The following is an 18391-nucleotide window of genomic DNA, read 5'->3' as shown; positions in this document are numbered from 1 at the left end:
CCGCTATCCGATAAAGGAAGAACCGTTGCGGCCAATGGAGTGATAGGTGAAACCTATGTCCCGCATCCGCCGCGGATTGTAGAGATTCCTGCCATCGAAGATTACCGGGGCGCTGAGGCTCGCGCCGATGCGTTCGAAGTCCGGATTGCGGTATTCATTCCACTCGGTGATTATTGCCAGCGCATCGGCCCCATTAAGTATTTCATACTGGTTGGTACTGGTATACGTTATCCGGTCGCCGAAAATCTTCTTCGCTTCCTTAACCGCTTCGGGATCGTGGGCGCGGACCGTCGCACCAAGCTCAAGGAGACTCTCAATGATGACGATGGAAGGAGCCTCGCGCATATCGTCCGTGCGGGGTTTGAAAGAGAGCCCCCACACTGCGATTGTCTTGCCGGCCAGGGAACCGGCCCCACCCCCCGGGGAGAAATGGGCAACCATCTTGTCGACAAGTACCTTTTTCTGCCGTTCGTTGACCTCTTCAACTGCATTGAGGAGAACGAAATCATAGTTGCACTCATCGGCAGTTTTGATGAGAGCTTTAACGTCTTTAGGAAAACACGACCCGCCGTATCCGACTCCGGGAAAGAGGAAATCGTAGCCGATTCGCGAATCGGAACCGATACCTTCTCGAACGGCCGCGACATCCGCTCCCATCCGCTCACAGAGATTTGCAATCTGGTTCATGAACGAGATGCGGGTGGCAAGCATGGCGTTTGCCGCATATTTGGTCATCTCGGCGCTCTTCACGTCCATGACGATCAGGCGATTGGTCTTTCTCATGAAAGGAGAATACAACTCCTTCATGATTTCGGCGGTACGAACATTGTCGGCGCCGATAACAACCCGATCGGGTTTCATGAAATCATCAATGGCAGCGCCTTCCTTGAGAAACTCTGGATTGGACACCACATCAAATTCGTGGCTGACGCCGCGACGGTCCAGCTCTTCCTGGGTTGCCCGCCTCACCTTTTCCGCTGTCCCGACCGGAACCGTCGATTTGTCCACGATGATCTTGAAGCCATCCATATTGCGGCCGATTTCCCGGGCCACGGCGATGACGTGCTGAAGATCGGCAGAGCCGTCCTCCCCCGGAGGGGTACCGACGGCGATGAAGCAGATGAGCGACTCCTTCACCGCTGACGCCAGGTCGGTAGAGAAGAAAAGGCGCCCCTCGGAACTGTTCCTGAGCACCAGTTCCTTGAGCCCCGGCTCATATATGGGGAGGATTCCCTCCTTGAGGCCTTCGATTTTCTCTTGATTCACATCGACGCAAATAACCGTATTGCCGCTTTCCGCAAAACACGTTCCCGCAACAAGACCGACATAGCCGGACCCAATGACGCATATTTTCACAATTCAACACCTCGACTGGAATTCAAGCGTTTAATCCTAGCATAAAAAGAATCGCAACTTCCAGCGATTTTCCGAATAAACAATGCTGTTTTCTCCGCAAAACCATGAATTTGACTTTAGCGGTCCTGACGATAATCTAATTACAAAACTACGTGCCCGGCAACACGAACCTGCCGATAGGGTGCAAGCAGCGTGAGCCATGCAGAACATTACCTTGATAAAGGTCTTACGACATGGCTCAAGGGGAGACAGTCATGAATTTACGAGGAATCACAATCATTGCACTATTGACAGCATTTCTTTCAGGCTGTTCCCATGTCATCAGCAATGAATCGCGCAGCCTCGTCGATCCGACCCTGAAATATGCAACGCTGAAGGAAAACCCGGATGCCTACATCGGCAAGTATGTTCTGGTTGGGGGGGTTATAGCCGGGACGAGAAACACCGACACTGGCAGCCAACTGGAAGTAATGCAGGTTAGTCTTGATGGAACCGGCATGCCCGAAAATACATTTCGCACCGAGGGGAGATTCCTTGCCGTATCGGACTCTTTCCTCGACAGCATGATCTACAAAAAAGAACGTCTCGTCACCATGGTGGGGGAAGTAAAAGGGAAAAAAATCATACCGCTCGACGAGGTGGATTATACCTACCCGGTCATCGCCATCAAGGAAATATACGTCTGGAAAACCCATGATTACGACAAGGGCTACCCCTATCCCACTCCGTCCCCCTACTATTACGATCCTTACTACTACGGTTACTGGCCCGGCCCATCCTGGTACCGCCCACTTGGGCCGGTTTACCGGCGTTGGTAACTGAAACGGGAAAGGCAGGCCCGGTTACGGAACCGGTCCTGCCTTCCATTCATCTCCCCACGCAGCAGGCAGGGTTATTTATCCAGCAGAAGGTCCATGAGCCTGAATCCTTCCTCAATCAGCAACCCGGAAGCTTGGGCGGAATTTTCGTCATACCCGGCAACGGCGCTGTTTTCAGCTTCCCCGCCATCGTAAATGATGAAGGGAACCGGCGCATCGGTGTGGGTCCTGAGCTTGATCGGGGTAGGATGATCAGGTGTGCAAAGGATGCGGTAATCCCCAAAGGCTTTGATGCCGTCCATAATAGGCCCGACCACGCGGGCATCGAAATCCTCAATGGCCTTGAGCTTGTCGGCAAGATTCCCCGAGTGTGACGCCTCATCGGGGGCCTCAACGTGGAGATAGACGAAATCGTGAGTTTTCAGGGCCTCCAGGGCCGCCTGAACTTTCCCTTCGTAATTGGTGTCGAGGTAACCTGTCGCCCCCTTGACCCTGATAACGTCAAGACCGGCGCCGATTCCAATGCCATTGATAAGATCGACCGCTGATATGACGGCACCCGCCAGGCCGAACTGCTTCTCGAACGGCTCCATAAGCGGCGCTTTTCCGTGTCCCCAGAGCCATATGGAGTTTGCCGGCACCTTGTCCGCTTCCAGGCGACGCCGGTACTGGGGATGATTGTAGAAAATCATCTGCGACGAATTCATCAGATTGACAAGTTTCTCAGCCCCTTCACCCTTGGGGAGATAATCGAGAATGCCCTGCCCTGAAATGTCGTGGGGAGGGGTGACGGTCATTCCGTTCAACCCATTGCGCCATACCATGAGGTGGCGGTAGCCGACACCGGGGTAGAACTGGAATTCGTCACTGCCGAGTTCCTGCTGGAGCGCCTCAATGAGTTCACGCCCTTCCTCGGTGGAAATATGGCCGGCCGAATAGTCATTCATGATGATGGTGCCCCTTGCCGGTTGAAGATTGACAAGGTTCACCCTGAACGCAACATCATCCGGGCCCAGATGGACTCCCATGCTGGCCGCTTCCAGGGGAGACCGGCCGGTGTAGCAGGTGCGCGGGTCATAACCGAACACCGAGAGATTCGCCACGTCGCTTCCCGGAGGAAGCCCCTTCGGAACGGTACGCGCGAGGCCGATTTTTCCTCGCCGGGCCATTGCATCCATGTTAGGCGTGCTGGCAGCCTGCAACGGAGTTTTCCCATCCAGTTCCTTCACAGCCTCGTCCGACATCCCGTCGCCGAGGAGCACAATATACTTCATCACCATGTCCTTTCATCGTGAGTTTTCTTGTCTGGTGTATGTACCTGATACCCGCCCTACCCCCGTGGATGGAACTGCTCATGGAGGCGTTTGAGCCGTTCTCGGGTAACGTGGGTATAAATCTGGGTCGTGGAAAGATCCGCATGACCGAGCATGGTCTGCACGCTCCGCAGGTCAGCCCCGTTTTCCAGGAGGTGGGTTGCAAAAGAATGACGCAGCGTATGCGGCGATATGTTCTTTCTCACTCCTGCTTCCAGTGCGCGCTTTTTAATTATATTCCAGAACGCCTGCCGAGTCATCCCGTCTCCGAGACGTGTCAGGAAAAGATACCGGTTAGCGCCATCCCGATCCATGGCAGGGCGGGTTTCGGACAGATAGCGTGACACGGCGGCGCAGGCCGATTCGCCCATGGGGACGAGCCGCTCCTTCCCTCCCTTGCCGAATGCCATGAGGTAACCGGCGGTCACGTTCACATCGCGCAAGCCAAGCCCCACAAGCTCTGACACCCTCAATCCGGTTGCATAGAGGAGCTCAAGCATGGCGCGATCCCGGATATCAATATTGCTGTCATCGCCGGGAGCCGCCAATAGCGCCTCCACCTCGCGGCCGGTCAGTACCTGGGGGAGCTTGGCCACCGTCTTGGGTGCCTCTATGATGGCGGTGGGATTAACCTCGGCATACCCCTCCACCAGAAGGAAGCGATGGAACATCCGTACGCTGGATAGTGCCCTGGCGCGACTCCGTGGCGCAAGCCCCCGCTCCTTGAGACTGGCCAGGAAATCAGCCACATCCACAGAACGAACCCCCGAGGGATCGACACAGCCACGGCCCTCGAGAAAATCCAGATACCGGACCATATCGCGGCCGTAGGAATCCAGGGAGTTCTTCGCCAGCCCCTTCTCCACCAGAAGGTAATTGAGAAAGAGATCCAGGTACTGATTCAAGCTCCCCTCACTCCACGGCTTTCAAAAGCCTCTCCCTGATTTCATCGAGACGTCCCGGGTTCTTGATCTTATGGCCAAAAATGTCTTTCACGTAGAAAACGTCAGCCACCTGATCAACCTTTGTCGAAATCTTCGACACCCCGATATAGAGGCCCAATTCCGTTAAGGTGCTCGTAATCTGATAGAGAATCCCCACTTTGTCATGGGTATAGATGTCAATGACCGTATAGTCCGAGGAAACCTGATTGTCAATCTCGACACGGGCGGGGAACTTGGGCTTTGCCCGCTCTGCCAGGAGTGTGGGCCGGTGCCGTTTTGCCACGAGCGCAGCCACCTGCACCTTTCCGGTGAGTACTTGCCGCAGATCTTCCCCCAAACGCGCCCATCGGCTATCGTCGGTAATGACAAAACCCTGCGGCGAATTCACCTGAAGAATATCAAGGGCCTTGCCGTTGGAACTCGTATGGATCTGGGCTCCGAGAATGTTTATGCCATTGGCCGCCATCACCCCAGTAATCATGGAAAAGAGCCCCGGAACGTCGAGGGTGCAGATGGTGAAATTGGAATAACCGCCTTCCGGCTCATGGTCAATCCTGGTGATTATCTTTTCATGCTCGAGCCCAAGCAGCAGCTTCACATGCTCGGCAATGACAGCCGGAGAATTTGAAAGCAGATGACGATTGGTCATTGCCTTCAACTCCTCCTTCACGGCGGCCACCGGATACTCATCATCAAGCAACTCCAGCACCATGCGCTTGACCTTCCGGACGCGTTCACTGCGGGCTTCCTGGTGGAAGTCTCCGCGCTCCAGCACGTTGAAGCTTTTTTCGTACAGTTCCTGAAGGAGCATCGCCTTCCATTCGGTCCAGACATCGGTTCCCACGGCCCGTATGTCAGCGTAGGTGAGCAGGTAGAGCATCTTCAGGTTTTCACTCTTCTCCATCTGCTGGGCGAATTGAATTATCATCTTGTCGTCATGGAGATCACGCCGCTGGGCAATGTGGGCCATGAGAAGATGGTTCCGCACCATGAATTCGAGCCGCTCGGAATCCTCCTTGCAGAGCCCCATCCTGCGCGCAATGGTGGGTATCATGTCGGCACCCTTTTCGGCATGCCCGCCCCCCTCGCCCTTGCCGATGTCATGGAAAAGGACTCCGAGAATCAGAAGTTCCCGTTTATCCACCTCCCTGGCAATCTGGGTGAGCAGCGGCAGTTCCCCGGCGCGGTCTCCGCGTAGCAGTTTCTCGATCTCTTCCACCGCAAAGAGCGAGTGGGTATCAACAGTATAGATATGATAGAGATCGTGTTGTACCTTGCAGTAAATATTGCCGAATTCCGGAATGAAACGGTTCAGGAACTCAAGATGATGCATGCTTTTGAGGGTTTCGCAGGCACCCTTGTCGCTGCGGAGAATCGCAAAGAACGACTGGTTGACTTCTTTGTTCCTCCGGAACTTGTCATTGATGAGGTGGAGGTTCTTCCGGATAAGCGACTTCACATTGACGCTGATGGCAACGCCATGCTTCTGGGCGTACTCGAAAACCTTCATGAGCCGGGCCGGCTCTTTCTGAATTACCGATTCATCGGGGATAACCAGTTCCCCTTTGATGATGTAAAACCCGTCTCCCACATGCCGCCGGATAAAATAGCCGATAATCTTCAGCGCCCCCTCTTCCCGCTGGGAACACTTTGACACCAGGGAGGAAGCGAGGTGCTCGACACGGTTGGCGTGGAGATAGTAATCGCGCATGAACTCTTCAACGGCCAGGGTTTTACCGACATTCTCGTAACCGAAAAACCGGGCGAGATTGATCTGGGCGTCAAATGTTAATTGATCGTTCTTGCGGCCGGCATGGAAGTGAAGCTCGTTTCTGATCCGCCACAAATATGAAAGCGCCTCTCCGAAGGCGAAGACTTCCTCCTCGGTCAGAACCCCCTTCACGATAAGCTCATGGACATCGGATATCTTGTATTTGATTTTTGCCACCCAGAGGGCCGTGTGCAGATCGCGAAGCCCCCCTTCACTCTCCTTGACGTTGGGTTCAAGAAGGTACACCGACGAACCGTATTTCTCCCGCCTCTTTGCAAGCTCCGCAACCTTCTCTTTTATGAAGGAATCGCTCCGCTTGGAGAGAATCTGGGTAAGCATAACTTTACCGAAATCCTTAAAGAGAAGGCGGCTGCCCGAAATAACGCGGGCATCAAGCAAAGCGGTCCTAACCGTCAGATCGGCGGCAGCCATTTCAACGCAATCCTGAAGCGTGCGGACCGAGTACCCCACATCAAGGCGCATATCCCACAGGAAATAGAGGAGTTTCTGGGCGATATCCTCTACCCGCGCCTGATTCTTCCCTGAGTAAAGGAACATCAGATCAATGTCCGAATAGGGATTCAGTTCACCCCGTCCATAACCGCCGATGGCAGTGAGGGTCAAAGGTTCCCTCACCCGCCCGATATGCCCCACATCCTTGGTAATGCTGCGAAAAAGCTTGCGGATGAGAGTATCGGTCATGGCCGTCAGGTAGCGGACCACCTCCGTCCCCGGAGCGCCGGCATTGTGTATTTTCCTGATTTCTTCCCGGTAGTGATTGAGGAAATGCTTGCTAGCCGCCAGGTAGAGGGGACGTTTTTCCTCGAAGCTGGCTCGGCCGGCGTCGCCGGCCTCCTGGAATGAATCAGGGAAATAGCGGTCAATATTGAATTCCATAATCCCTTTTTCTATCGGCTCGACCCGATAGCTCCGATGTACGCTTTGATACCATCCACAATTCCGTCGGCGGACCGGTCGAGAAATGCCGGATCCTTGAGCCGGGCCTCTTCATCCTCATTGCTGATAAAAGCAGTCTCCACAAGGATGCTCGGCATGGTGGCACCCACAAGCACGTAAAACGGCCCCTGTTTGACTCCCAGGTTCCTTGTGCCGGAGTAATGCCCATTGATCTTCTTGTAAAGGGCCTTCTGAACTTCATCGGCGAGATGGGCCGAATCGTTCAGCTTGTAGTTGGCCATAAGATCAAAAAGAATCGCCTGAAGCAGGCTGACCTTTTCAAGAGATGTACCGTTCTCCCGTGCCGCAAGCTGGGCGGCCTTCTCGGTTTTAGCCAGATTGAGATAATAGGTTTCGATGCCCGAAGCATTGCGGTTGAGGGATGCGTTGGCATGAACCGACACGAAGAGGTCGGCATTAACCTTGTTTGCAATGGCGGTTCGCTCTTCAAGGGGAATAAAGACATCGGTCGAACGTGTCATGACCACATCTATGCCCAGTTCATCTCGGATTTTCTCCGCAAGCTTGCGCCCGATAGAGAGAACGACATCCTTCTCCTGGGTGCCGCCGGCGCCCACTGCGCCGGGATCATGTCCGCCATGCCCGGGATCAACCACTATCCGCCTTATCTTGCCCGGTTTGAAAGAGGCTGGCGGTTTTGGAAGGGGCTTCTCCGGAACCTTTGCCTCAGGTGTGTTTACCGGTGCAGCATGGATCTGTTCCGTAAGGTTCTTGAACTCAAGCGGTCGGTTCCCCTTTACATCGACAATGATCCGGAAGGGATCGGAAAGAGAAAATACTTTGTATTCCTTGATTCTATCGACATCAAGCACCACTCTTACCACGTCCGGCTTGTACTGGCCAACTCTAGCGGTTTTCAACTGCTCATCGGCAATTTTCAGGTCGTGTAGGCCGGGGCCAACCCGCGCTCCGGGGATATCAAGATAAATGCGTGATGGGAGAGCGTCGTCGGGATGCTGCTTAATCTGGTGGGTTTCGTAGTGGACTTCCCGGTCGGCGGTTATGGCTACCCGGGTGTAATCGGGGTTGGACCAATGACGCATTTCCGTCACCACGGCAGATGCGGCTGATGGAGCAGAAGCAGTGGCGGTCCCGGCCTTTGGCTTGGGTGCCTGTTCTTTGGCCGCTACAAGAGAAGAAGGCATGGCAACCATCGCGAGAGCCATCAAGAAAGGCAGAATTTTTGACCATCGTTGCATCATAACGTCATACCATCCTCTTTAACTCATCAAGAATATTGAGCGCCTCAAGGGGGGTCAGGGAAGAGATATTCAGGCCGGACAACCTTTTGCGTAGAAGGTCTTCGCCCTGCTCAAAAAGCGAGAGTTGTGGCGAAGCCTTGGGAGCAACCCCTCTTTTGCCCTTGGCGATGCGCGGAACGCCCCCCTCGGCATATTCTCCGGTCTCCAGATTATGAAGAATTTCCTTCGCACGTTCAACCACCTCGGCAGGAAGTCCCGCAAGCCTCCCCACCTGGATGCCGTATGAATGGGAGGCCCCACCCTCCACGATCTTGCGCAGGAAGATGACCTGGTCGTTCCACTCTTTAACGGCAACATTGCAGTTCTTGATTTTACTTCTGGTGACGGCAAGTTCCGTCAACTCGTGATAATGGGTGGCAAAAAGAGTCTTTGCGGCACACCGGTCCGTATCGTGGAGATATTCGGCCACCGCCCAGGCAATGGATACACCATCGAATGTGGAAGTGCCGCGGCCGATCTCGTCCAGCACCACCAGGCTCTTCGGCGTGGCGTTGCGGAGAATGGCGGCAGTCTCCATCATCTCCACCATGAAGGTAGACTGTCCCCTGGCCAGGTTGTCGGAAGCCCCCACGCGGGTAAAAATCCGGTCTACCACGCCAATCCTCGCCTCCGTGGCGGGAACAAAGCTCCCCAGTTGGGCCATGAGCACAATAAGGGCCACCTGGCGCATGAAGGTAGACTTACCCGCCATGTTGGGTCCGGTAATGATGACGACCTGATGCTCGTTGTTATCCAGGAGGAGATCGTTGGGGACAAACCGCTCCGAAACATTGAGCGCCTCGACAACGGGATGACGGCCTTCGGAGATGGAAAGAATGTCGCTGTCGTCGACGAGGGGCCGGCAGTAGTTCCGCTCATGGGCCACATCCGCCAGAGAAGCGAGGACATCCAGGGTGGCTATGCGGTCAGCCGTTCGGGCGAGGCGTTCCCCCTCTGCGGCCACACACTGCCTGATCTGCTGGAAGAGCGAATATTCCAGATCCACAATCCGCTCTTCAGCGCCGAGAACCTTTTCCTCGTACTCCTTCAGTTCGGGGGTAATGAAACGCTCGGCATTGGCGAGGGTCTGCCGCCGGATATAGTCATCGGGAATGGCCGCAAGGTTCGACTTGGTAACTTCGATATAGTAACCGAAAACCTTGTTGTAACGTATCTTGAGGGAAGTTATACCGGTTCTCGCCTTTTCCTTCGCCTCAAGCCGGGCGATGAAACCCTTCCCCTCGCGGCTTATGGCACGCAACTCGTCCAGTTCGGCATGGTAGCCGTCGGCGATGATCCCCCCTTCGCGCAGCACGAAAGGCGGGTCGTCGACAATGCCGCGACCGATAAGATCCGCAACCTCATGCAAGGGGTCGATCCCACCGCGAAGCTCCTGCAGCATTGATGATTGGGCGGGGCCAAGCAAGGCCAGCAGCGGAGGGATTCTCAAAAGCGACATCTTGAGAGCCACCAGGTCCTTGGCACCCGAGCTTGCCAGACTGATTCTGCCGTTCAGGCGCTCAAGATCGTAGACCCCATCAAGGGCCTCGCGAATTCCGGCCCGAAGCCCCGGATCGCCGGCAAGCTCACCGACCGCATCCTGACGTTCCTTTATTTTTTCAATGGATACCAACGGATAACTAATCCATTGCCTGAGCTTTCTCCCACCCATGGCAGTGGCCGTACGGTCCAGCAACCCCAAGAGCGAACCGCGCTTTTTACCCTCGGACAGAGTGGATGTCAGTTCGAGGTTCCGTCGTGTCGACTCATCAAGAACCATGAACTCCTGGGTACGGTAGGCAGATAACTCCCGTATGTGATCGACCTTGCCCTTCTGGGTTTCCTGCAAGTAGTGCAAAATGGCTGCCGCTGCCCGAACCCCCTCGACAAATCCCTCGCAGCCGAGCGCATCCGGCGAAGCCACGCCAAAATGGTTGCGAATGAGCCTTTCGGTGTAGTCCTGGTCATAGACCCAATCATCCACGTAGGTAAAGGTGCGGTCGGCAAGCAAGTCACCCCTGGAAACCGAAGACAGACTCTCGCGGAAGGATTCGGGCAGAAGAATCTCCCGGGGATTGGCGCAGGCCACCTCCCCCCATGCGGCATCATTTCCGTCCACCTCGGTAACCCGGAACTCGCCGGTCGAGATATCGAGATACGCCACCCCCCAGCGATCGCCGTCACCTCGCACGAGCGAAAGAAGAAAATTATTTTCCTTCGGAGAGAGGCTCTCCGCCTCCACCACGAGGCCCGGCGTAACAACCTTCACCACCTGGCGTTTCACAATTCCCTTGGCGGTTTTCGGATCCTCCACCTGCTCACAGATGGCAACCTTCTCCCCGGCCTCAACGAGCTTGGCAATATAAGGAGCGGCCGAATGGTAAGGCACGCCGCACAGGGGAACATCGGCGCCATCCCCCCCCTTGCCGCGCGAAGTGAGGGTTATATCCAGAATGCGCGACGCCTTTACGGCATCGTCCAGGAACATTTCGTAGAAGTCGCCCAGCCGGAAAAAGAGTATCGAATCGGGATGATCGGACTTGATCTCCAGATACTGGCGCATCATCGGGGTAAGATCTGACATCGGTAAAGCCTTGCTGTTCAGGGATTTGGGTAGGTATCGTAACAGAAACGGCCGCGCCTTGCAAAACCAAAACCCGCGACAAGGTGGGATTCGCGGAATACAAACGAAAAAAAGCTGACCAGTTGGTCAGCTTTTGATTTTGGAGGCGGCGACCGGATTTGAACCGGTGAATAAAGGTTTTGCAGACCTTTGCCTTACCACTTGGCGACGCCGCCCTGTTTGTAAAAGAGAATTTGCTTTATACCCATTTTAGCCTTGCCTGTCAACGTTAAATTAATCACAGGACTTGGTCATCCGGCGACTTGACATACTGACGCTTTTACGGCGACAATCGTCCGCAATTTGTCAGCAGCATTCAAATACCGTTCGCAAGGAGACCACCCATGGCGGAGCAAAAGACGTGCAGTTGCGGTGAAAAACACCAGGGGCACCTCTGTGTCCTCAAGAGCAAGAGAATGACGCAGGAGGTTAGCCATCTTACGTCAAATCCGACTGTTGTCTGTTTTATTTGCGGAACAGAGGCGAACTCGGCCGACAATGTCTGCGAACCGATGGCACTGGAAGGAAAGTAGGAACCGGGATGGTCAGCGGGCGATTACCTTCATGAACTTGGCGAGGTAATCAACCCCTGACCATACGGTCATAATGGTGGCGATCCAGAGATAGAACATGCCCGCATTGTGCATATTCACGACGAGATAGGGGTGATTAATCCCGAAGAACCAGTGGTAGTCGTAGTGGAGCAGCAGCCCGATAATCGCCACCATCTGGAAGATGGTTTTGAACTTCCCCAGGTCGCTGGCCGATATCACAATCCCCTCGGTTGATGCGATGCCGCGCAATCCGGTTATGATGATCTCCCTGCCGAGAATAACCAGCACCATCCAGGCCGGGACGCGCTCGAAGGGAAGAATCATGATCAGAGCCGCCATCACCATGAGTTTGTCGGCGATGGGGTCGAGAAATTTCCCGAAAACAGTAACAATCCCCATCCTGCGGGCAAGATAGCCGTCAAGCCAATCGGTAATCGAGGCAACGGCAAACACCGCCGCAGCCCAGAAACCGGCCTCCCGTGACGGCGACAACAGGAGCACTGCCAGCACCGGGATCAAGGCAATCCGTATGAGCGTAAGTATATTCGGGATGTTCCAGATGCTTTTGGAGATGGAATCGGACATTTGTTCTCAGTTGGTAGCCTGGTAAGATTTCCTGTAAGTAAGCACCCTGTCTACGTAAGTGCGTGTCTCCTGATACGGCGGGATGCCGTTGTACTGGGCAACCCGGGAAAGGCCGGCATTATAGGCCGCAATCGCCAGAGCTTCATCCCCCCTGAAGGTATCGAGAAGAAACCGGAGGTAACGCACCCCGCCCCGAATATTGTCACTGGGATCAAGTGTGTTGGCAACTTTCAAATCCTTGGCAGTCTTGGGCATGAGCTGCATAAGACCGCTTGCCCCCTTGGGAGAGACGGCATTGGGATTGTATCCTGACTCTGCGTGGATTACAGCCTTCACCAGCGACTTGTCGACACCGAATTCAAGGGCGCACTGATTTATTATCGGCTCAAACTCGGCCGGATTGCGCGTAAAGCGTGCCAGCTTGAAGGTGGTCCGGAGCTTGCGATCCTTTTTGATATCCCTCATAAAGATCTTGAATCGCCTGTCGGTGGGCGCATCGGTAAAATGGACGACGCCTTCATCATCCTCATAGCGATAAATATCGGCACTGGCAGAATAATCTCCCACCACTCCGCAGATCAAAAAGACAAAAACCAAAACGCGTGCAACTAGCGGCATGTTTCCTCCCCAACAGAGCGGATCGGCGTCCATGCCGAAAAACATACAAAATATAGACCAACTCAGTAGGCAATGCAACAACTACAGAGTCTGGAACTGTCAACTGCCCTGAAATCCCTTGACAAAGTAGACGGGGGGGGAGAATAATCGACTGCTTCATAAATAGTTACACATTATGTTCACGGGAATCCAAGGAGTATGTCTATGAAAGTTGCGAGTGATTTTCTTGTAATTGGCAGCGGCATCGCAGGGCTGTCCTTTGCGCTTCAAGCTGCACGGCATGGCACGGTAGTCCTGGTTACCAAACGTGAAGTAACAGAATCCGCCACCAACTATGCCCAAGGGGGAATTGCAACGGTATTTTCCCAGGAGGATAGTTTTGATGCCCATGTGGAAGACACCCTGGTAGCCGGCGCCGGTATCTGTCATGAAGACGTCGTACGCATGGTGGTCGAGGAAGGCCCGAAGGTAATTCGCAACCTCATAGAATGGGGCGTTCAGTTCACCCAAAGCGGCGATGACTTCGACCTGACACGCGAGGGTGGGCACAGCCAGCGTCGTATCCTGCATGCCGACGACGTAACCGGCCGGGAAATTGAACGGGCGCTGGTGGCGGCAGTACAGCAAAACCCCAATATCAAGCTATATGAACACCATATCGCCATTGACCTCATCACCACGGCGAAGGTTACGCGCAGGAGAAGCAAGCCGAACCGCTGCCTTGGCGCCCATGTTCTGGATATCGCCTCCAACGAAGTAAAAACCTTCAGGGCGAAGATTACCCTCCTCGCCACCGGCGGTGCGGGCAAAGTCTATCTATATACCTGCAACCCCGATGTGGCCACCGGCGACGGCGTAGCCATGGCCTACCGCGCAGGAGCCACCATCGCGAACATGGAATTCATGCAATTCCACCCCACCACTCTTTTCCATCCCCACGCCAAATCGTTCCTCATCTCCGAGGCGGTCAGGGGCGAGGGAGCAATCCTGCGCCGCCGTGACGGCACGGCGTTCATGGAGAAATACCACAAGCTCAAGGATCTGGCTCCCAGGGACATCGTTGCCAGGGCCATTGACAACGAGATGAAAACATACGGCGACGACTGCGTATACCTGGACATCACCCACAAAGATCCCGAGTACGTCAAAAACCGCTTCCCCAATATCTATCAAACCTGCCTCGAATTCGGCCTAGACATGACCAAGGAAGGACTGCCGGTCGTTCCGGCCGCCCATTATCTCTGCGGGGGGGTTCTGGTTGATAAAAACGGGGAAACCGACGTCGCCCACCTCTACGCAATCGGCGAAGTGGCCTGCACCGGGCTCCACGGGGCCAACCGCCTGGCAAGCAACTCGCTCCTTGAAGCCGCGGTCTACGCCGGACGCGCCTATAAGCGGGCCATTGAGGAACTGAAAGAAAACAACTTCGATTTCCCGGAAATTCCCGAATGGGACGCAGGGACCGCCACCGACAGCGACGAGATGGTTGTCGTATCCCAGAACTGGGACGAAATCCGCCGCTCAATGTCGAACTATGTGGGAATCGTCCGTTCCGACAGACGACTGGAACGGGCAATGCACCGCATCCGCATGATTCAGAGGGAAATCGATGATTACTACTGGGATTTCAAGGTGACCTCCGATCTCATCGAACTGCGCAACATTGCCACGGTAGCCGAACTGATAATCAAATGCGCCCTGCAACGCCGTGAATCCCGCGGACTTCATTACACCATCGATTATCCGGAACGTGACGATATCCACGGCAAACACGACTCGTACATTCAAAAACAGTTCTGAGGAACCAATGACGATTGACGAGCTGAGACAGGAAATTGACCGGATTGACAGCGAGCTCCTGCGGATTTTCAACCGGAGAGCAGAGCTGGCGCTGGAAATAGGCATGATAAAGAAGGAGCGCGCCCTTCCGGTCTATGACCCGAAACGTGAGAAGAAGATCTTCGAGCGAATGCAGGCTGACAACCCCGGGCCACTGGATGACGGGGCCATAGTGCGGCTCTTCGAGCGGGTAATAGATGAATCGCGCCGTCTTGAGCGCATCATGACCCACCGGGAGGCCACGGCCGGCAAGGAGGAGCAGTAATGCTCATCATAATGAAAAAAAACGCCCCGGAAGGGGCGCTTGTGGAGATAAAGGAGTATCTGATTTCCCGGAATTTCGACATTCACCAGTCGACCGGGGCCAATCGGACCATCATAGGCGTTATCGGCGACACGGAAACCCTCGACTCAGACGAACTTGAGCGGATGCCCGGGGTGCTTCAGATTGTGAGGATAGCCAAGGAAGAGTAGCAAGGAATCATTGTTCCCTAGTACACGGCAATCGCCGCATATGCCACCACCTGACTGTTGTCTCCCGTCACATCCCCGCTCGTCGCGTAGCGCATCAGCTCCGCGCTGGTTGCACCCAGCGCCTTGGCCGCCACCAGCATGACTGCCGTGGGAACCACTCCGCACATGGTGATGCCGTTCTGCCGGCAAATACGCAACAACTCTTCCGGATGCAGCGCCAGCACTTCGGCAATCGCCAGATCGTCCTTGGCACGGGCGACATCGGCCGACTCATAGTGGGTCATGTCGGAACTCGCCACAATCAGCACATCTTCGCCAATCTCCCCGATTGCCTTCGCCACCCCCTCCCCCAGAAGCCTGCACCGTTCGTAATCGCCAAAACCGAGACATAGCGGCACAATCTTCACATCGGGGCGGCAATGCTGCAGAAACGGCACCTGAACTTCAAGGGAGTGTTCGAACCGGTGGGCAGAGGTGTCGGCCTCCACAAAGGGAACATGCTGCTGCACAAGGGCCGCAAGCCGTTTGTCAATTGGAACGGAACCGAGAGGCATGATCCACTCACCTTCCGGATATATGGCGGCAGGCACTCCGAAGCCATGATGGTTCGGGCCAAGAATGATAACAGTGCCCGGCACTGCAATCGCGCCATAAACAGCCCCGGCGACACGCCCTGAATAGACATAGCCGGCATGGGGCGACACGATTCCCATAACCCGTCGTTTGACCCCATCGGCGGGAACCATGCGCTGGAGATCCCCCCGCAACCTCTTCGGCTCATCGGTGTAGAATTGCCCGGCAACCGCAGGCTGACGTACCATCGCCCACCCCCTCGTAGCAGCAAACAACAATAACTATAGCAGAGAATCGACCGGGGGACAGTGTCAGGTCCACATTGCTGCAACTATTACGGATGGATTACCCTTCTTCCCCGGGCTGTTCCAGGGGAAGCTCGACCTGTTGTTCATAGGGGGTGGTTTCAGAGAGATCGCGGACTTCCTTGAGAGTCGGCAGGCCTCTCAGGTCCTTGAGACCAAAGAGTTCCAGGAACTCGCGTGTAGTGCCATAGATGAGGGGTTTGCCGGGGATATCCTTCTTGCCCAGGATCTTGATTAGTTTTTTTTCCAGGATGGTCTTGAGAACGCCACCCGAATCGACACCGCGCAGGTACTCTATTTCGGCGCGGGTCACAGGCTGGCGATATGCTATGATGGCGAGTGTTTCGAGAGCGGACTGGCTGAACTTGGCCGGGCGCGTTTTCGTGAGCCTTCGCAGATAGTCGGCATTCCCAGGCGGGGTCCGGAACTGGTATCCTCCTGCCACCTCCGCAAGGACTACCCCCCTCCCCTCGCGACCATACTCCTCGAGCAAGTCGTCCAGGGCATCGCGCACCTCAACCCGCTCAAACTCCTCCAGCAGCAGGCAAAGGCGGTCGAGGGTAACCGGTGCCTCTGCAACGAACAGAATGCTCTCGACTATTGATTTAAGATTCGGCGTCAACAGCATCCCCCTCAATTACCGCGGGCTGTATCCAAATGGAGCCGTAGCGGTTTGCCTGAACAACTTTTATCGTTTTGAGCTTGCAGAGCTCAAGTACCGCGAGAAAGGTGGCAATAAGGAAATCCCTGTTGAAATGTTCCGGAAAAAGTTCGTCGAAAACCAGCGACTCCTTCCCCTCCAGTTGCGAGAGGATTTCGTTGATCCGTTCCGCAATGGTAATCGATTCGGCTCCGACTTCATGGAAACTCTCGTCGGAAACCCTGTCGAGCACTTTCCGGAACGCCTCGATAAGTTCAAACAGTTCCACTTCGGCCGGTTCTTCTTCAGGCTCGATACCTTCCAGTTCCGCAGAAGAAAATAAGCGGGCATAGGTATCACGGCCGAGCATCTCGCGCTCCGAGAGTGTCGTCGCAGCCTCTTTGTATTTCTGGTACTCGAGGAGGCGCCTCACAAGCTCTGCCCGCGGATCCTCCTCCTCTTCCTCTGCCGACTCATCGTCCGGCAGAGGAGGGAGAAGCGTTTTCGACTTTATCTGGATGAGGGTAGACGCCATGACGAGGAATTCGCCGGCAATCTCCAGATTAAGCTCCTTCATCATCTTGATGTACTCAAGATACTGGCGCGTGATGGTAGAGAGCGGGATATCGTAGATATCCACCTCGTTCTTCCTGATCAGATGCAGGAGAAGGTCGAGGGGGCCTTCGAACACCTCAAGCTTAACCGTATATGAGGGCGGGCCCTCATCATGGTAAAGGTCGAGATTACCGTCGTTGGTCATAATTTGAGAGCATCCCGCACTTCCGCCATGGTCTTGGCAGCTTCCGCAGCGGCCCGGGCTTCTCCTGCCGCCACGATTTCGGCAACAAGACCGGGTTTTGCCCCCAGTTCATCGCGCCGCGCACGGTAAGGCGCAAGAGTCTCGACAAGGTACTCGGCCTGGATTTTCTTGCATTCGACGCAGCCGATGGTGGCGCCGCGGCATCCTGCGCAGATGTCGGCCTTTTTATCTTCGGGGAGATAAAGATTGTTCAGGGAATAGGCGACACAACGGTCCGGTTCGCCGGGGTCGCTCCGCCGGACCCGCTGCGTATCGGTCACCATGGACATCACTTTTTTGCGGGTCTCTTCGGCGCTCTCCGAAAGGAAGATTGCATTGCCGTATGACTTGCTCATCTTGCGGCCGTCAAGGCCCAGCACTTTCGGCGTTTCGGTGAGCAGCGCCTCGGGCTCGGGGAAAACCTCGGTACCGTACAGGTAGTTGAAGCGTCTGGCTATCTCGCGGGTTATCTCCATGTGAGGGAGCTGATCGTGGCCGACCGGCACCTTGCCTGCCTTGTAGACGATGATGTCGGACGCCATAAGGACCGGATAGCCGAGGAAACCGAAGGTGGAGAGATCCTTGGTGGAAAGGTTATCCTTCATCTCCTTATAGGTGGGATTACGCTCAAGCCACGAAACCGGGGTAATCATGGAGAGAATCAGGTTCAACTCCGCATGCTGGGGAACCCTGCTCTGGCGGAATATCACGCATTTAGCGGGATCGACCCCGAAGGCGAGCCAGTCTAGAATCATCTCGTCGGTGTTCTGGCGGATGGCGTCGGTATTGTCATATTCGGTTGTCAGCGAGTGCCAGTCGGCGGCAAAAAAGAAACACTCGTATTCATCCTGGAGTTCGCGCCAGTTGGCGAGAACCCCGAGGAAATGGCCCAGGTGGAGTTTCCCGGTAGGCCTCATGCCGCTGACTATCCGTTTATTACTCATCTGCAAGCTCCTTCTT

16 protein-coding genes and 1 tRNA gene are annotated in these 18391 nt (G+C 55.1%); 4 read left to right on the top strand and 13 right to left on the bottom strand.

Features of this window, described 5'->3' with window-relative positions; translation table 11 throughout:
* Positions 1-3 precede the first annotated feature (3 nt).
* On the bottom strand, positions 4-1356 hold the full coding sequence (locus JZM60_RS13165; RefSeq protein ID WP_207162895.1) for a UDP-glucose dehydrogenase family protein: 1353 nt from the start codon (positions 1354-1356) through the stop codon (positions 4-6).
* Between the two features lie 254 nt (positions 1357-1610).
* On the opposite strand from JZM60_RS13165, the gene JZM60_RS13160 reads away from it, so the two are divergent.
* Positions 1611-2174: a Slp family lipoprotein gene (locus tag JZM60_RS13160; RefSeq protein ID WP_207162894.1), complete on the top strand. Its 564-nt coding sequence runs from the start codon at positions 1611-1613 to the stop codon at positions 2172-2174.
* 74 nt (positions 2175-2248) lie between these two features.
* Here the strand turns inward: JZM60_RS13160 and JZM60_RS13155 are convergent, their stop codons facing one another.
* The 8 genes from JZM60_RS13155 to JZM60_RS13120 form a co-directional block, all read right to left on the bottom strand.
* A complete protein-coding gene (locus tag JZM60_RS13155; RefSeq protein ID WP_207162893.1) occupies positions 2249-3448 on the bottom strand; it encodes a cofactor-independent phosphoglycerate mutase in 1200 nt (399 codons plus the stop codon).
* Between the two features lie 56 nt (positions 3449-3504).
* Positions 3505-4392, bottom strand: a complete 888-nt coding sequence (gene xerD / locus JZM60_RS13150) for a site-specific tyrosine recombinase XerD (protein WP_207162892.1) — start codon at positions 4390-4392, stop codon at positions 3505-3507.
* A 7-nt stretch (positions 4393-4399) separates the two neighbouring features.
* Complete coding sequence (glnD, locus tag JZM60_RS13145) at positions 4400-7099, bottom strand: [protein-PII] uridylyltransferase (RefSeq protein ID WP_207162891.1); 2700 nt, start codon at positions 7097-7099, stop codon at positions 4400-4402.
* An 11-nt stretch (positions 7100-7110) separates the two neighbouring features.
* The gene (locus JZM60_RS13140) at positions 7111-8346 is read right to left on the bottom strand and encodes an N-acetylmuramoyl-L-alanine amidase (RefSeq protein WP_241426260.1); all 1236 of its coding nucleotides are present in this window, start codon (positions 8344-8346) and stop codon (positions 7111-7113) included.
* A gap of 40 nt (positions 8347-8386) precedes the next feature.
* A complete protein-coding gene (gene mutS, locus JZM60_RS13135; protein ID WP_207162889.1) occupies positions 8387-11005 on the bottom strand; it encodes a DNA mismatch repair protein MutS in 2619 nt (872 codons plus the stop codon).
* 140 nt (positions 11006-11145) lie between these two features.
* Positions 11146-11220 (bottom strand) — tRNA-Cys (locus tag JZM60_RS13130).
* Positions 11221-11589: 369 nt separating this feature from the next.
* Positions 11590-12183 carry a CDP-diacylglycerol--glycerol-3-phosphate 3-phosphatidyltransferase gene (pgsA, locus tag JZM60_RS13125; RefSeq protein ID WP_207162888.1) on the bottom strand — a complete coding sequence of 198 codons (594 nt, stop codon included), beginning with the start codon at positions 12181-12183 and terminating at the stop codon, positions 11590-11592.
* A gap of 6 nt (positions 12184-12189) precedes the next feature.
* A complete protein-coding gene (locus JZM60_RS13120; protein WP_241426259.1) occupies positions 12190-12801 on the bottom strand; it encodes a lytic transglycosylase domain-containing protein in 612 nt (203 codons plus the stop codon).
* A gap of 204 nt (positions 12802-13005) precedes the next feature.
* Between JZM60_RS13120 and nadB the strand changes: the two genes are divergently transcribed.
* From nadB to JZM60_RS13105, 3 genes are read left to right on the top strand one after another with little or no spacing between them, the layout of a single operon-like run.
* The gene (gene nadB, locus JZM60_RS13115; protein ID WP_207162887.1) at positions 13006-14601 is read left to right on the top strand and encodes an L-aspartate oxidase; all 1596 of its coding nucleotides are present in this window, start codon (positions 13006-13008) and stop codon (positions 14599-14601) included.
* Between the two features lie 7 nt (positions 14602-14608).
* Positions 14609-14905, top strand: coding sequence for a chorismate mutase (locus tag JZM60_RS13110; RefSeq protein ID WP_207162886.1), 297 nt, complete (start codon positions 14609-14611; stop codon positions 14903-14905).
* Entirely contained in the window at positions 14905-15114 is a 210-nt protein-coding gene (locus JZM60_RS13105) for a hypothetical protein (protein WP_207162885.1), read from the top strand. The genes JZM60_RS13110 and JZM60_RS13105 overlap by 1 nt, the downstream gene beginning before the upstream one ends.
* 17 nt (positions 15115-15131) lie before the next feature.
* Here the strand turns inward: JZM60_RS13105 and amrB are convergent, their stop codons facing one another.
* The 4 genes from amrB to trpS all read right to left on the bottom strand — a co-directional run bounded on the left by amrB (position 15132) and on the right by trpS (position 18375).
* Positions 15132-15935, bottom strand: coding sequence for an AmmeMemoRadiSam system protein B (amrB, locus tag JZM60_RS13100; RefSeq protein WP_207162884.1), 804 nt, complete (start codon positions 15933-15935; stop codon positions 15132-15134).
* A 97-nt stretch (positions 15936-16032) separates the two neighbouring features.
* Positions 16033-16614 (bottom strand): SMC-Scp complex subunit ScpB, encoded by a 582-nt coding sequence (gene scpB, locus JZM60_RS13095; protein WP_420907823.1) that lies wholly within the window; start codon positions 16612-16614, stop codon positions 16033-16035.
* The gene (locus JZM60_RS13090) at positions 16598-17392 is read right to left on the bottom strand and encodes a segregation and condensation protein A (RefSeq protein ID WP_207162882.1); all 795 of its coding nucleotides are present in this window, start codon (positions 17390-17392) and stop codon (positions 16598-16600) included. The genes scpB and JZM60_RS13090 overlap by 17 nt, the downstream gene beginning before the upstream one ends.
* Positions 17389-18375: a tryptophan--tRNA ligase gene (gene trpS / locus JZM60_RS13085; protein WP_207162881.1), complete on the bottom strand. Its 987-nt coding sequence runs from the start codon at positions 18373-18375 to the stop codon at positions 17389-17391. Before trpS ends, JZM60_RS13090 begins: the two co-directional genes overlap by 4 nt.
* Between the last annotated feature and the right edge of the window lie 16 nt (positions 18376-18391).

The organism is Geobacter benzoatilyticus (assembly GCF_017338855.1).
Classification (GTDB): domain Bacteria; phylum Desulfobacterota; class Desulfuromonadia; order Geobacterales; family Geobacteraceae; genus Geobacter; species Geobacter benzoatilyticus.
Note: the sequence above shows the minus strand (reverse complement) of the source record. Positions and strands in the feature narration are given on the sequence as shown.

Bases quoted from the DNA above. Each gene is read 5' to 3' on its own strand.
- amrB (WP_207162884.1), bottom strand. From the start codon at position 15,935: ATGGTACGTCAGCCTGCGGTTGCCGGGCAATTCTACACCGATGAGCCG.
- JZM60_RS13090 (WP_207162882.1), bottom strand. From the start codon at position 17,392: ATGACCAACGACGGTAATCTCGACCTTTACCATGATGAGGGCCCGCCC.
- JZM60_RS13110 (WP_207162886.1), top strand. From the start codon at position 14,609: ATGACGATTGACGAGCTGAGACAGGAAATTGACCGGATTGACAGCGAG.
- JZM60_RS13155 (WP_207162893.1), bottom strand. From the start codon at position 3,448: ATGAAGTATATTGTGCTCCTCGGCGACGGGATGTCGGACGAGGCTGTG.
- pgsA (WP_207162888.1), bottom strand. From the start codon at position 12,183: ATGTCCGATTCCATCTCCAAAAGCATCTGGAACATCCCGAATATACTT.
- nadB (WP_207162887.1), top strand. From the start codon at position 13,006: ATGAAAGTTGCGAGTGATTTTCTTGTAATTGGCAGCGGCATCGCAGGG.
- JZM60_RS13105 (WP_207162885.1), top strand. From the start codon at position 14,905: ATGCTCATCATAATGAAAAAAAACGCCCCGGAAGGGGCGCTTGTGGAG.
- JZM60_RS13140 (WP_241426260.1), bottom strand. From the start codon at position 8,346: ATGGCTCTCGCGATGGTTGCCATGCCTTCTTCTCTTGTAGCGGCCAAA.
- mutS (WP_207162889.1), bottom strand. From the start codon at position 11,005: ATGTCAGATCTTACCCCGATGATGCGCCAGTATCTGGAGATCAAGTCC.
- glnD (WP_207162891.1), bottom strand. From the start codon at position 7,099: ATGGAATTCAATATTGACCGCTATTTCCCTGATTCATTCCAGGAGGCC.
- JZM60_RS13160 (WP_207162894.1), top strand. From the start codon at position 1,611: ATGAATTTACGAGGAATCACAATCATTGCACTATTGACAGCATTTCTT.
- JZM60_RS13120 (WP_241426259.1), bottom strand. From the start codon at position 12,801: ATGCCGCTAGTTGCACGCGTTTTGGTTTTTGTCTTTTTGATCTGCGGA.
- trpS (WP_207162881.1), bottom strand. From the start codon at position 18,375: ATGAGTAATAAACGGATAGTCAGCGGCATGAGGCCTACCGGGAAACTC.